Here is a 13,153-nt window from a genome sequence, read left to right as displayed (position 1 = left end):
CCGCCGGGGGGGTGGTCCCCCCGCCCGCCCCCCTCTGCCCCCCCACCACCCTCCCCCCCCCCACCCCCGCGCGCCCCCCTCACCCCCCCCCCGCGCCCGGCCCCCCCGCGGCCCCCCCCGCCTCCGGGCGGCCGGGGAGAACGAGATGACGTTGCTCAGCCAGGACCTGTCACGGGAGCGAATACCCGTGACCGTGCCCGACGAGCTCGCCGCCCGCGTGCGCGCCCTGCGGCGCGCGCGCCGGGAGGCGCAGACGAGGGCGTCGCGCGTGCGGCGGGTGCTGCTCGCGCCGACCGCGTCCCGCGACGCCGACGCGCACGGGTCGAAGAACCACCGATGACCACCTCCGGTCCGCCGGTCGCAGGGCGCCGGCCCGCCGCTTCTTTGGATGGTTTCGGCGGGCGCCACCTGAATCCAGGGCGCGCCTCCCGGCGGACACCGGTGCTCCGGCCTCCCACTCGCCGGACGCACCGCGACGGGCCCCGCCCGCGCCTCATCAGCGCGGACGGGGCCCGCCGTCTTTCACACCCTTTCCCCTCAGCCGGTGACGAGCTCCCCGTCCTCGTCGTCGGCGAAGCCGGGCACCCACTTCAGCGACTCGGCACGGGCCGGGATCTCGCACTCCAGCTGGCACAGCACGCCGGTACCGGCCGACAGCACCCGGTGGATGATCACGTACTCGGGCGGCAGGTTGAGCTGCCGGACGACGTTGGTCGGGCGCAGGTCGGTGACGCGGGCGGCCATGTCGCGCAGCCACTCGCGGTTGAACTTGAAGGTCTCGGTGACGAACGGCTCGGTGATCGGCGCGAGGAACGCCTGCAGCTCCTCGGCGTCGACCTCCACGCCCTCGCGGATGAAGTCCTCCTCGCGCAGGGCGTCCTCGATCTCGTCGATGTCGGCCATCGTGCCGATCCGCAGCAGCAGCCCGAGCCGCCGCTGGAAGCCGCCGGGAATGCGGTCGACGGCGCCGAAGTCGAGCACGCCGAGCCGGCCGTCGTCCAGCAGCCGGAAGTTGCCGGGGTGCGGGTCGCCGTGCAGCATCCCGGACCGCTTCGGCCCCGACAGCAGGAACCGGCAGTACAGCAGCGCCGCGTGGTTCCGGGTCTCCTGGTCGCCGTCGCTGATGATCTTCGAGAGCGGGGTGCCGTCCATCCACTCGGTGACCAGCACGTCGCCGGACTGGGCGATGACCTCGGGGATGGAGAAGTCGGGATCGTCGAGGTAGGCGTCCCGGATGATCGTCTGGGACTCGGCCTCGATCGTGTAGTCGAGCTCCTCGACGACCCGCTCCTTCAGCTCGGCCAGCATCGACTTGACGTCCAGGCCCGGCATGAGGACGCCGAAGAGCCGGCCGAGCCGGGCGAGCTGGTTGAAGTCGCTGATCAGCGCCTTGCCGGCGCCGGGATACTGCACCTTCACCGCGACCGGGCGGCCGTCGGACCACACCGCGCGGTGCACCTGGCCGATGGACGCGGCGGCGGCCGGCTGGTCGTCGAACGAGGTGAAGCTGTCGCGCCAGTCCTCGCCGAGCGCCTCGGCGAGCACCTTGTGGACCGTCGAGGCGGGCAGCGGGGGAGCGGCCTCCTGCAGCCGGGTGAGGGTGGCGCGGTACGGCCCGGCGATCTCCGGCGGCAGCGCCGCCTCGAAGATCGACAGCATCTGGCCGAGCTTCATCGCGCCGCCCTTGAGCTCGCCGAGCACCTTGAACAGCTGCTCGGCGGTGCGCGTCTGGATCTCCATGGCGACGGCCTCGGCGGGCCTGCCGATGGTCCGCTTCCCGATGCCGAGGGCGGTGCGCCCCGCGAAGCCGAGGGGGAGGGACGCCAGCTTTGCTGACCGCGTCACCGCGCGGCGGGGAAGATCGCTCACGACGACCATTGTCGGTGATCGGCTGTTGTTCGCGCCACAACGACCGGGGGTCAAATCCTGGAACCCCGGCAACGCGGAACGCTGTGACCTGGGCATTCATGGTAAGTGTGCGCTTTCTCACGCATCTCGCGCGGCCGGAGACGGCCCGTTCGGGCGCCGCGGAGGGGGCGCCCGAGCGCGGCGCACGCGCCGCACGGTACGGTGCGGAGCCATGTCCGGAGAACAGCCCGAGGTACTGCGGGTCGAGCGCCGTCCCGACGGGATCGCCGTCCTGACGCTGAACGACCCCGCCCGGCGCAACGCGATGTCCGACGAGATGACCGCCGCTTACCGGCAGGCCGTCGCGGACCTGCGCGGCGACTCCGGACTGCGCTGCGTGGTGCTCACCGGGGCCGGCTCCGCGTTCAGCGCCGGCGGAGACCTGTCCTGGCTCGCCGACACCAACGCCGTCGCCGTCCCCGCGCTGCGCAGCCGGATGCTCGCGTTCTACCGGACGTGGCTGACGATCCGGAGCCTCGAGGTCCCCACGATCGCCGCCGTCAACGGGCACGCCGTCGGCGCCGGGCTGTGCCTCGCCCTCGCCTGCGACCTGCGCTACGCCGCCGAGGACGCCAAGCTGCTCGCCCCGTTCACCGCGCTCGGCCTGCACCCCGGCATGGCCGCCACCTGGCTGTTCCCCGAGGTCGCCGGGCTGCCGCTGGCCCGCGAGATGCTGCTGGCCGGACGGGTCCTCACCGGCGCCGAGGCCGCCCGGCACGGCCTGGTCAACCAGGCGTTCCCCCGCGAGGACGTGCTGGACAGGACGCTGGAGATCGCCGAGCGGATCGCCGCGAACGCGCCCGTCGCGACCCGGCTCACCAAGGTCGCCCTGGCGGACGGCGGGCACGCCGACATGGACGCCGCCCTGCGCTGGGAATCGCTCGCCCAGCCCGTCACGATGGCGTCCGAGGACATGATCGAGGGACTGACCGCCCAGCGGGAGAAGCGTTCCTCGCGCTTCACCGGCGCGTGAACGGGCTGTGGAAAGCAGTTGAGGCTCCACCAAAAGATGGGCTCTGACCTGGGCTGACGTCAAACACCCCCTGTGGAGGACGCAAAATTTTGGGTACGGTTGCGCCGTGCCCCCTAACGTTGAGGTCCGCCGCAGCACCAGGCGCCGCCGGACCGTGTCCGCCTACCGCGACGGGGACAAGGTGGTGGTGATGGTGCCCTCCAGGCTCAGCAAGGCCGAAGAGGAGCAGTGGATCGCCACCATCCTGGAACGGCTGGAGGAGCGCGAGCGCCGCCGCCGCCCCTCCGACGCCGACCTCGAGTCGCGCGCCCACGAGCTGTCCCGCCGCTACCTGGACGGCCGCGCCGACCCGGTCAGCGTCCGCTGGGTCGCCAACCAGCGCACCCGCTGGGGATCCTGCACCCCCGACGACGGCACGATCCGGCTGTCCACCCGGCTGCGCGGCATGCCGTCCTGGGTCGTCGACTACGTGCTGATCCACGAGCTGGCGCACCTGCTGATCCCGGGGCACGGCGCCGACTTCTGGCAGCTCGTCGGCAACTACCCCAAGGCCGACCGGGCCCGCGGGTACCTGGAGGGCGTCGCCGCCGCCGCGCACCTGCCGCTGGAGGCGGACGCGCCCGACGAGGAGCCCGTGCACGACGACGGCATGCACCACGGCGACGGCCTGCACGGCGACGGCTTCCCCCACGAGGTCGCCGGGTGACCCTGCCCGGGAACCCGATCGGGGACCGCTGCGCCGCGGTCCTGCCGTACGACCCGTCCGGCCCGTCCGCCGCTCCCCCCGGGGTGGACGACGCCGAGTTCCGGCTGGCCATGCTCGAGGACGTCTACGAGGTCGCCGCCGGCCTGGAGTTCGTGACGGCCGCGCTCGTCGCCGACCCGGACGGCCCCGCTGACGCGGAGTCGATCACCTGGCCGGGCACGCCGATCGTCCGCGACCCCGCGCCCGCCGCCGCCTTCGCCGCCCTGCACGCGCTCGGCGCGCACGAGGCCGCGCTGATCGTGCCGGACGCCCCCGACCTGCCGCCGCTGCTGCTCGGCAAGCTGTTCCGCGCCCTCGGCAGCGCTCCCGCCGCCGCCTGCCAGGCCGCCGACGGCAACGGGCTCGTCGCGCTCGCCGCCCGCCTGCCGCTGCCCGCCTGGCTCGCCGCCGCACTCGACGAACCCGGCACCGCACACGGCGAACCGGGCACCGCACACGGCGGACCCGGGACCGTGCTCGACGCCCCGGACGGCCTGGCCCGGCTCCGCGCCGCCGCCCCGCGCCCCGGGCTCGTCCCGCAGGGGCCCGGCTGGCACCGCATCCGCACCCCCGCCGACCTGCGCTTTCTCGACCCCGGCCTGGAAGGCTGGGACAACACGCGGGCCCTCCTCGAAGGCTCGCCGCTCCGCTAGCGCCGCGTCCCCTGACACCGCGTCCACCGGCACCTCGTCCGCCGGCGCCGCCGCGCTAACGCCGCACCGCGCGGGCGGCCAGGCGGCGCAGGGCGTCGTCGGTGTCGGCAGGGAGATCGTCGAGGGGGAACCAGGCCAGGTCGTCCGACTCGTCCGACACCACGTGCCGCGCGCCCTCCGGAGCGATCACGACGTACTGGACGTCGAGATGCCACGTGCCCTCGGGATGGCAGCGCACCCGGTGCCGGTCCAGCTGGACGGGCCCCGGCAGCGGCCGCAGGTCCGGGATGCCGGACTCCTCCGTCGCCTCCCGCAGCGCGGCGCCGGCCAGCGTCGCGTCACCGGGCTCGCAGTGCCCGCCGAGCTGCAGCCATGCCTTGATCTTGGAATGCAGCGTCAGCAGGATCCGGGACCGGGACGCGTCGAGAACCGCCGTGCTGGCGGTGATGTGCGCGCCGGCGCACTCCCGCCACATCCCGTCCGCCGGGTGCTCCTCCAGGTGCCGCAGGAACTCCCGGCGCAGCCGCTCCTGGTCCGCGTCCGGCGCCTCCCAGGACGACAGGACCTGGAAGGCGTCGGCGTACAGCGGGGCCGCGGCGGACGGAGCGGACGGAGCGGTCACGTGCGGTTGGCGCGGGCATAGGGCGAGCTGGCCGGATGCCGGCGGCGCCGCTCCTGGTCCACGGGCCGCTGCCAGCACAGGCTCTCCCGCGCGACCCGCCGCCGGATCACGTTCGTGGACGACCCCGGCTCGTAGCGGCAGCCGTTCACCCGGGACGCGTGCGGGACGCGCGTCCCGCTCACGACCGCGGCCCCTGGCCGCCGGACCCCGCGTCCCCCTCGCCGGGGTCCTCGGGCTCGTCGTCCGGCTTCTCGTCCGGCTTCTCACCGGACTCGGCCCCGGGCTTCCCGCCGGCGTCGGCGGGGCCCTCGGCCTCGTCCTCCTCGGCCGCCGTGGTCAGGTTCGTCAGGTTGGTCAGGTCGAGGTCGGACAGCCCCTCGATCTCCCGGCCGTGCACGAAGCCGTCCGGATCGTCGAGATCGTCGGCCGTCGGCAGCAGGTCGGGGTGCTCCCAGACCGCGTCCCGGCCCTGCGCGCCCCGCACCTCCGTCAGCTTGCGCCACAGCGCCGCGGCCTCGCGCAGCCGCCGCGGCCGCAGCTCCAGGCCGACCAGCGTCGCGAACGTCCGCTCCGCCGGGCCGCCCGTCGCGCGGCGCCGCCGCACCGCCTCGGCCAGCTTCACCGACTCGGGCAGCCGGCCCTGCGCGACCTCGTTGACCACGGTGTCGACCCAGCCCTCGACCAGCGCGAGCGTGGTCTCCAGCCGGGCCAGCGCCGCCTTCTGCCGGGGCGTCTCCTCGGGCTGCAGCTGGAGCTCGCCGCCCAGCGCCTCCTGGATCGCCTCCGGGTTGCTCAGGTCGAGCCCCTGGACGGCCTGCTCGATGCCCGACAGGTCGACGGTGATGCCGCGCGCGTACTCCTCGACGGCGCCGAGCAGGTGCGCCCGCAGCCACGGCACGTGCGCGAACAGCCGCTGGTGCGCGGCCTCCCGCAGCGCCAGGTACAGCCGGACCTCGTCCTCGGAGACCTCCAGGCCCGAGCCGAACGCCTCGACCCCCGCGGGCAGCAGCGCGCCGACGCCGTCGGGCGCCAGCGGCAGCCCCACGTCCGCCGAACCGGTCACCTCGCGGGCCAGCGCGCCGAGCGCCTGCCCGGCCTGGCCGCCGACCATCGCGCCGGCCATCTGCTTGACCATCCCGATCAGCGGGCCGGCCATCGCCTGCATCTCGGCGGGCATCTCGCCGGCGCCGCCGAGGGCGCCGCCCATCGACTCGACCATGCGGGACGCGATCGGGTCGCAGACCTTCGCCCACACCGGCAGCGTCTGCTCGATCCACTCCGACCGGCTCCACGCCTTCGGCGAGCGGATGCCGGCGGGCAGCGTGGTGCCCTCGTCCAGCCACAGGTCGGCCAGCCGCAGCGCCTCCTCGACCTGGCGCCGCTCGGCGTCCACGATCGACGGGTCGCCCTGCTCGACGACCTGGTGCCGGGCGATGTTCTTGGCCAGGTCCCAGTTCAGCGGGCCGCCGGACGCGCCGCCCTGCCCCTGCGCGCCGATCATGTCCGCGAACCGGTGCAGCATGTCGGCGAACTGCGCCATGTCGCCGCCCATGCCCTTGAATGGATCCTGGGGACGATCGTCGTCTCCGTCGCCGGGACGGTTGAAGCCGAAGGGAGTGTCACTCATCGGTTCGCCCCTGGGATGCATGATGGGCTCATATCCGCAACGTTAGCCGGTCCCGGCAAGGTCGCGTACTCAAGGAAGGGGGCACCTCCGTGGCAACGGGCAAGGTTCGCCCTCGGCGTAGCAAGGCCCCGGTCGTCGCCGTCACCGGTGCGGCCTCCGGGGCGGGGCGGCTGCTGGCCGCCCGGCTCGCCGAACGGGAAGACATCCGCAAGGTCGTCGCCATCGACGGGCACCGCGGCGACGTGACCGGCGCCACGTGGCGTGTCGTCGACATCCGGGACCCGCTGCTGTCGAACCGGCTCTCCGACGTGGACGTGATCGTCAACCTGGACGTCGAGCACTCCCCGGACGTCGACGCCAAGGAGCGCCGCACCCACAACGTGCGGGGCGCGCAGACCGTCGTCACGGCCGCCGCGGCGGCCCGGGTCCGCCGTGTGGTGCTCGTCACCAGCGCCATGGTGTACGGCGCCGGGCCCGGCAACGAGGTGCCGCTGCCCGAGGACGCCCCGCTGCTCGCCGAGGCGAACGTCAGCATCGCCGGGGACTTCCTGGAGATCGAGGAGCTGGCCGCGACCGCGCCGCTCACCCACCCCGGGCTGGAGATCACCGTCGTGCGGCCCGCCGCCCTCGCGGGGCCCGGCGTGGACACCGTCGTCACCCGGCACTTCGAGGCGCCCCGGCTGCTGACGGTGAAGGGCAGCACGCCCGGCTGGCAGTTCTGCCACATCGAGGACCTCGCGTCCGCGCTGGAGGTGATCGTCGCCGAGGACGTCCAGGGCCCGGTCGCGGTCGGCTGCGAGGGCTGGCTCGGCCCCGACGAGGTCACCGAGATCACCGGCAAGCGCACCTTCGAGCTGCCCGCCGCGCTGACGTTCGGGATGGCGCAGCGGCTGCACCGCCTCGGCATGACCCCGGCGCCGGCGACGGACCTGCACTACGTCGCCTACCCGTGGGTGGTCGACTGCGCCCGGCTGCGGGCCGCGGGGTGGAAGCCGGGCCACGACAACGCCGCCGCGCTGCGCGCGGTGATGGAGGAGACCGCCGGGCGGCACGCCGTCGTCGGGCGCCGCGTCGGCGGCAAGGAGGCCACCATGGCGACCGCGGCCGGCGCGACGGTCGCCGCGATCGGCGCCGCCGCCGCGATCCGCCGCGCCCGCAAGCGCCGCCGCTAGCCGAGGACGGCCCCGCCCGCCCGGCTAGCCGAGGACGACCGGCCAGCCCGCCCGCCGCCCGGCCCGCGTCCCCCGGGCCGGAGCGGCGGGCTCAGCCGGCCGAGGCCTCGGCCGAGCCGGGCGGCGACGGGGTCGCCGACGGCGAGGGGGTCGTCGCGTCCGGGGTCGGCTTCGGCCGGCCCGCGCCCGCCTGCTGCGCCGCCGACAGCGCCTCCTGCGCCCGCTTGATCCGCTTCCAGGCGTCGCCCATGCCGGGGTAGTCGCCCTTCTGCTGGGCCTTCTCGTAGTCGCTCACGGCCTTCTGCAGGTCGCCGATCGCCTGCTGCTCGTCCCGCGTCAGCCGCCCGTCCCCGGGCGGCGTCACCGCAGGGGCGCCGGTCCCGCCGAGGACCTGCTTCAACGCGTCCCCGAACGTGCCGGCCGCCGCGATCCGGGTGCCGTACCGCACCAGCACCTTGCCGAGCAGCGGGTACGGCTGCTGCTCCTTCCCGCCGGACGCCTTGGTGTACATCGGCTCGACGTACAGCAGGCTCGCGCCGAACGGGATCGTCAGCAGGTTGCCCGCGACGGTCTTCGTCCCGCCCTGCCGCAGCGCGAACAGGTCGCCCTTCACCTGCGAATCCGTCTCGAACGAGTTCTGCACCTGCCCCGGCCCCGGCGGCTGCGCGTCCCGCGGCATCTGCAGGATCCGGATCTGCCCGTAGTACGGGCTCGACGGATCGGAGTCGACCGCCATGAACGACGCGAGCTGCGGGTTGTCGCGCGGGTTGAACACCGTCGTCAGGGAGAACGCGGGGGAGCCGTCGAACGGCGCCGGCATCTTCAGGCTCTGGTAGTACGGCGGCTGCAGCTTGCCCCGCGTCGTCGGGTCCTGCGGCACCTCCCAGAAGCCCTCGCCGTTGTAGAACGCCGACGGGTCCGTCACGTGGTACTTGGTGAGGATCTGCCGCTGCACCTTGAACAGGTCCTGCGGGTAGCGGAAGTGCTTCAGCAGGTCGTCCGGGATGCTCGACTTCTTCTGGACGGTGTCCGGGAAGACCTTCATCCACGTCTTGAGGATCGGGTCCTCGGTGTCCCACTGGTACAGGTGGACCGCGCCGCTGTAGGCGTCCACCGTGGCCTTCACCGAGTTCCGCATGTAGTTGATGTGGTCGTTCGCCTGCCGCGCCACCGACGAGCGGGTGTCGGTGATCGTGTCGCGGGTCGCCTCGCCCAGGCTCGTCTGCTCCGAGTACGGGTACGCGCCGGACGTGGTGTAGCCGTCCACGATCCACACGACCCGGCCCTGCACCACCGCCGGATACGGGTCGCCGTCCAGCGTCAGCCACGGCGCCGCCTTGTGCACCCGCTCCCGCGGCGACCGGTCGTACAGGATCTGCGCGCCCTTCTTGATCGCTCCGGACAGCAGCAGGTTCTTGTCCTGGAACTTCGCCGAGTACAGCAGCTTGTGGAAGAACGAGTCGATCGGGACGCCGCCGTTCCCGTCGTAGGTGGTGCTCTGCTGCCCGTCGTCCGGGCTGTTGTCCGGGTAGTTCAGCTCCTGCTGGCCCTTCCCGCCGGCCACGGAGTAGCGCGGCGACCGCTCCCCGAAGTAGATCTCCGGCCGCGTCACCTGGATTCGCTGGCCGGACGAGGCCGGCATGTCGCGGGTGATGAAGTCCGGGTTCCCGCCCTGCGCCATCTGGTCGCCGTACGCCGACACGAACCCGTAGCCGTGCGTGTAGACCATCCGGTCCTTCACCCAGCTGCGCTGCCCCGACGGCGCGCCCGACAGCTCCCGCAGCGCCACCACGGTGTCGGTCGTCTTGCCGTCCACCGTGTAGCGGTCGACGTCCAGGGTGTCGGGGAACTTGTAGAACGGGCGGATCCGCTGCAGCTGCTCGAACGTCGGGCCCACCACGTTCGGGTCCAGGACGCGGACGCCGCCCAGCCCGTTCGCCTCGTCCTGCAGCTGCTTCTGGTCCGTCACCGGCGACGACCCGTACGGGACGACCTTCGCGCCGCCCACCCCGTACGCCTGCCGCGTGAAGTCGATGTTGCGCTGGATGTAGCCGCGCTCCTTGGCCAGCTCGTCCGGCTTCACCTGGAACTGCTGGATCAGCAGCGGGTACAGCCCGCCCAGCAGGATCGCCGACAGCACCAGCAGCGTGAACCCCACGCCCGGCAGCATCATGCCGCGCCGCAGCAGGTTGCTGAAGAACATCACCGCGCACAGCAGCGCGATGACCGCCAGGATCGTCTTCGCGGGCAGCAGCGCGTTCACATCGGTATAGGACGCGCCGGTCGTCACGCCCCGCTCCGAATGGACGAGCCCGTACCGGTCCAGCCAGTACGCCAGCGCCTTCAGCAGCACGAAAAGGCCCACCAGCACCGACAGATGCGCGCGCGCGGGCGGGCTCGCCTTGTCGCCCGGTCCCTGAAGCCGCAGACCGCCGTACAGGTAATGCACCATCACCGCGGCCAGGAACGACAGGATCACCGTCGCGAACACCACGCCCAGCACCAGCCGCAGGAACGGATAGGTGAAGACGTAGAACGACACGTCCTTATGGAACTGCGGGTCCTTCACACCGAACGACGTGCGGTTCAGGAACGCCAGCCACACCTGCCACCGGCCCGCCACCGACGACCCCGTCAGCACGCCCAGCAGGAGCAGCAGCCCCAGCGAGATCAGCCGCCGGCGCGGATCGATCACCGACCGGTACCGCTCCAGCCCCTGCTGCTCCACCGACAGCGGCCGGTACGCCGGGCGCAGCCGGTACGCCACCGCCACGTTCGCGCCCACCACCAGCGACATCAGCAGGCCCGAACCGGCGAACAGCACCGCCTCCGCGCGCAGCTGCGTCGTGTACACCTTCGAGAAGCCGATCGAGCGGTACCACAGCAGATTCGTGTAGACCGCGGTGAAGACCAGGAAAACCGCCAGCAGCAGCGCCAGCGCCACCAGGACCGGCAGTATCGGCCGGGTGCGCCCGGTGCCGAACCGGCGCCCCGAACCGGGAGTCCGGAAGGCCAATTGCCCCTCCGATCGAGATGCGGCCCACCGGCCGCGCGCCGGTGCTGTGTAAGCAACTTACCGACTACCACCCGGGTTCCCGTATTTCCCGGTCCCCGGACGGGGAAAGATGGGCCCCGTGAGTCTTCTGGAAGAAGTCGTGCTGGACCTCGAACGTCACTCGGCACAGGAGGGCTGGGACTCCGCGCCCCGCCTCTACGCCCTCGTCCGCAGCACCGAGCTGCGCCGCGCCGAGCCCGAACTCGCCGACCAGCTCGGCCTGCCCCCCGACACCGACACCCTCGCCGCCCTCGAACAGCCCGCCCTCCCCGAGAAGGCCGGCGTCGAGGACGCCCTCGCCGCCATCGCCTGGCCCGACGCCGTCGAGGGCTGCGCCCTCGTCATCGAACGGGTCGTGCTCCCGCCCGAGGCCGAGGACGAGATCCCCGAGGACGAGGCCGAGGCCGCCGAGTTCGCCGCCGGCCACCCCGCCCGCGAGGACGTCCGCATGATCGTCGGCGTGCTCCGCGACGGCACCCGGCACTCCGCCCTCCGGCTGCGCCGCCACGACACCGACGACGAGGTCCTCGCCGGACCCGACCTCGTCCCCGCCCTCGCCGAGGCCCTCGCCGCCACCTTCGAACCCGACGAGCCCGCCCCTCGCCCCTAGCGGGCCGCCCTCCGGGAGGTAGCCTGCGGAACGTGAGCGAAGACAGCGCCGCCGCCGGGACCGTCATCCGGCTCGCCGAGATCCGCGACACCCCGCTCTCCGTCGACGAGGTGTTCGCCGCCGTCGGCGACCCCGCCGCCGGCGGCGTCGCGCTGTTCGTCGGGACCGTCCGCGACCACGACCACGCCCGCGACGTCAGCGCCCTGTCCTACAGCGCCCATCCCACCGTCCGGCGCGAGCTCCTCGCCGTCATGGAGAAGGTCGCCGCCGACCTCCCCGTCCGCGCCCTCGCCGCCGTCCACCGCGTCGGCGACCTCCAGATCGGCGACCTCGCCGTCGTCGTCGCCGCGTCCTGCCCCCACCGCGCCGAAGCCTTCGACGCCTGCCGCCGGCTCATCGACGACCTCAAGGCCCAGGTGCCCATCTGGAAGCACCAGACCTTCGCCGACGGCGGAGACGAGTGGGTCGGGGCCTGCTGAGCCCCCCGGGCCGCATAGAGTTCCGACCATGTCTCGTCGTGCCGCCACGCTCACCGTCGCGAGCGTCCTCATCCTCGCGCTGGCCCTCGTCGGCTCCCTGATGCCGGTGCCCTACATCGCGCTGATGCCCGGCCCGACGAGCAACACCCTCGGCACGAACGAGAAGGGCCAGCAGGTCATCACCATCGACGGCCGCCAGACCTACCCCGACCAGGGGCACCTCAACTTCACCACCGTCACCTACCGCGGCGGCCCCGGCGGGCGCATCGACCTGTTCACCGCCCTGCGCGGCTGGCTCGACCACGACACCGCGATCGTCCCCGAGGAGCTCTACTTCCCCAAGGACCAGAGCCAGAAGCAGGTCGACCAGGAGAACACCCGCCAGATGCAGGACTCCCAGCAGAGCGCCAAGGCCGCCGCCCTGCACGAGCTCGGCGTCCCCCTGCAGACCCAGGTGATCGTCCAAGGCGTCCAGAAGGGCCGCCCCGCCGACGGCAAGCTCCAGCCCGGCGACCAGGTCACCGCCCTCGACGGCGCCAAGGTCACCAGCACCGCCCAGGTCACCGGCACCATGGCCAAGCGCAAGATCGGCGACAAGGTCACCCTCACCGTCCAGCGCGGCGGCAAGGAGACCACCCAGACCTTCACCACCGTCGCCGACCCCACCGGCAAGCGCGCCGTCGTCGGCGTCGTCCTCGGCGACCAGTACAAGTTCCCCTTCAAGATCGACATCAGCGTCGGCGACATCGGCGGCCCCAGCGCCGGCCTCATGTTCGCCCTCGCCATCTACGACAAGCTCACCCCCGGCTCCCTCAGCGCCGGCAAGTTCATCGCCGGCACCGGCGAGATCGACCCCGACGGCCAGGTCAGCCCCATCGGCGGCATCCAGCAGAAGATGATCGCCGCCCGCCGCGCCGGCGCCACCGTCTTCCTCACCCCCGCCAAGAACTGCTCCGAGGCCGTCGGCGCCCGCCCCGCCGGCCTCCGCCTCGTCCGCGCCGACACCCTCCACAGCGCCGTCCAGGCCATCAACGCCATCACCACCGGCAAGGGCGCCGTCCCCGCCTGCACCAAATGACCCACCGATTTGGTCGAACCCCCGCCATGCCATAGAGTTGAGACATCACCGCGGGGTGGAGCAGTTCGGTAGCTCGCTGGGCTCATAACCCAGAGGTCGCAGGTTCAAATCCTGCCCCCGCTACGGGTCCTGGGGTCCGTGTGGTCGCGCCTTTGGCGCTTCCCCACGGACCCTTCGCCGTTTTCCGGGGGGGCGACCCCCCGAGCCCCCCGGTGTGGGGGCTCCGCCCCC

At 73.1% G+C, this 13,153-nt stretch carries 13 protein-coding genes and 1 tRNA gene; 9 read left to right on the top strand and 5 right to left on the bottom strand.

Going from position 1 to position 13,153, the window contains the following annotated elements:
• Positions 1-145: 145 nt before the first annotated feature.
• Positions 146-340: a hypothetical protein gene (locus ABT299_RS37985; protein ID WP_190852704.1), complete on the top strand. Its 195-nt coding sequence runs from the start codon at positions 146-148 to the stop codon at positions 338-340.
• A gap of 197 nt (positions 341-537) precedes the next feature.
• Here the strand turns inward: ABT299_RS37985 and ABT299_RS37980 are convergent, their stop codons facing one another.
• Positions 538-1,869 (bottom strand): ABC1 kinase family protein, encoded by a 1,332-nt coding sequence (locus tag ABT299_RS37980; RefSeq protein ID WP_387026846.1) that lies wholly within the window; start codon positions 1,867-1,869, stop codon positions 538-540.
• A gap of 211 nt (positions 1,870-2,080) precedes the next feature.
• Between ABT299_RS37980 and ABT299_RS37975 the strand changes: the two genes are divergently transcribed.
• From ABT299_RS37975 to ABT299_RS37965, 3 genes are all read left to right on the top strand, one after another.
• Entirely contained in the window at positions 2,081-2,881 is an 801-nt protein-coding gene (locus ABT299_RS37975; protein WP_500253685.1) for an enoyl-CoA hydratase/isomerase family protein, read from the top strand.
• Between the two features lie 106 nt (positions 2,882-2,987).
• Positions 2,988-3,587: a M48 metallopeptidase family protein gene (locus ABT299_RS37970; RefSeq protein WP_387026848.1), complete on the top strand. Its 600-nt coding sequence runs from the start codon at positions 2,988-2,990 to the stop codon at positions 3,585-3,587.
• Entirely contained in the window at positions 3,584-4,279 is a 696-nt protein-coding gene (locus tag ABT299_RS37965) for a DUF2064 domain-containing protein (RefSeq protein ID WP_500253684.1), read from the top strand. The genes ABT299_RS37970 and ABT299_RS37965 overlap by 4 nt, the downstream gene beginning before the upstream one ends.
• 55 nt (positions 4,280-4,334) lie before the next feature.
• On the opposite strand, the gene ABT299_RS37960 is transcribed toward ABT299_RS37965, so the two are convergent.
• The 3 genes from ABT299_RS37960 to ABT299_RS37950 are packed head-to-tail and all read right to left on the bottom strand — an operon-like array spanning position 4,335 to position 6,528.
• Positions 4,335-4,901 carry an NUDIX hydrolase gene (locus ABT299_RS37960; protein WP_347256530.1) on the bottom strand — a complete coding sequence of 189 codons (567 nt, stop codon included), beginning with the start codon at positions 4,899-4,901 and terminating at the stop codon, positions 4,335-4,337.
• Entirely contained in the window at positions 4,898-5,083 is a 186-nt protein-coding gene (locus tag ABT299_RS37955; RefSeq protein ID WP_190852697.1) for a hypothetical protein, read from the bottom strand. Before ABT299_RS37955 ends, ABT299_RS37960 begins: the two co-directional genes overlap by 4 nt.
• A complete protein-coding gene (locus ABT299_RS37950; RefSeq protein ID WP_190852694.1) occupies positions 5,080-6,528 on the bottom strand; it encodes a zinc-dependent metalloprotease in 1,449 nt (482 codons plus the stop codon). Before ABT299_RS37950 ends, ABT299_RS37955 begins: the two co-directional genes overlap by 4 nt.
• A gap of 89 nt (positions 6,529-6,617) precedes the next feature.
• On the opposite strand from ABT299_RS37950, the gene ABT299_RS37945 reads away from it, so the two are divergent.
• The gene (locus tag ABT299_RS37945) at positions 6,618-7,700 is read left to right on the top strand and encodes an NAD-dependent epimerase/dehydratase family protein (protein WP_433140435.1); all 1,083 of its coding nucleotides are present in this window, start codon (positions 6,618-6,620) and stop codon (positions 7,698-7,700) included.
• A 91-nt stretch (positions 7,701-7,791) separates the two neighbouring features.
• On the opposite strand, the gene ABT299_RS37940 is transcribed toward ABT299_RS37945, so the two are convergent.
• A complete protein-coding gene (locus tag ABT299_RS37940) occupies positions 7,792-10,716 on the bottom strand; it encodes a UPF0182 family membrane protein (RefSeq protein WP_500253683.1) in 2,925 nt (974 codons plus the stop codon).
• Between the two features lie 109 nt (positions 10,717-10,825).
• Here ABT299_RS37940 and ABT299_RS37935 point away from each other — a divergent pair, with 109 nt between their 5' ends.
• The 4 genes from ABT299_RS37935 (at position 10,826) to ABT299_RS37920 (ending at position 13,045) form a co-directional block, all read left to right on the top strand.
• Positions 10,826-11,365, top strand: a complete 540-nt coding sequence (locus tag ABT299_RS37935; RefSeq protein ID WP_190852688.1) for a PPA1309 family protein — start codon at positions 10,826-10,828, stop codon at positions 11,363-11,365.
• Positions 11,366-11,397: 32 nt separating this feature from the next.
• A complete protein-coding gene (locus tag ABT299_RS37930; RefSeq protein WP_190852685.1) occupies positions 11,398-11,844 on the top strand; it encodes a molybdenum cofactor biosynthesis protein MoaE in 447 nt (148 codons plus the stop codon).
• A 28-nt stretch (positions 11,845-11,872) separates the two neighbouring features.
• On the top strand, positions 11,873-12,922 hold the full coding sequence (locus ABT299_RS37925; RefSeq protein WP_190852683.1) for a YlbL family protein: 1,050 nt from the start codon (positions 11,873-11,875) through the stop codon (positions 12,920-12,922).
• A gap of 49 nt (positions 12,923-12,971) precedes the next feature.
• Positions 12,972-13,045, top strand: a tRNA-Met gene (locus tag ABT299_RS37920).
• Positions 13,046-13,153 lie beyond the last annotated feature (108 nt).

Source organism: Spirillospora sp. NPDC000708 (assembly GCF_040299565.1).
Lineage (GTDB): Bacteria > Actinomycetota > Actinomycetes > Streptosporangiales > Streptosporangiaceae > Spirillospora.
The sequence above is the reverse complement of the archived record's forward strand: the minus strand, read 5'-3'. Positions and strand labels throughout refer to the sequence as shown.

What these genes read in the sequence shown, in the direction of transcription:
- ABT299_RS37985 (WP_190852704.1), top strand. Translation starts at nt 146, where the DNA reads ATGACGTTGCTCAGCCAGGACCTGTCACGGGAGCGAATACCCGTGACC.
- ABT299_RS37975 (WP_500253685.1), top strand. Translation starts at nt 2,081, where the DNA reads ATGTCCGGAGAACAGCCCGAGGTACTGCGGGTCGAGCGCCGTCCCGAC.
- ABT299_RS37950 (WP_190852694.1), bottom strand. Translation starts at nt 6,528, where the DNA reads ATGAGTGACACTCCCTTCGGCTTCAACCGTCCCGGCGACGGAGACGAC.
- ABT299_RS37935 (WP_190852688.1), top strand. Translation starts at nt 10,826, where the DNA reads ATGGGCCCCGTGAGTCTTCTGGAAGAAGTCGTGCTGGACCTCGAACGT.
- ABT299_RS37925 (WP_190852683.1), top strand. Translation starts at nt 11,873, where the DNA reads ATGTCTCGTCGTGCCGCCACGCTCACCGTCGCGAGCGTCCTCATCCTC.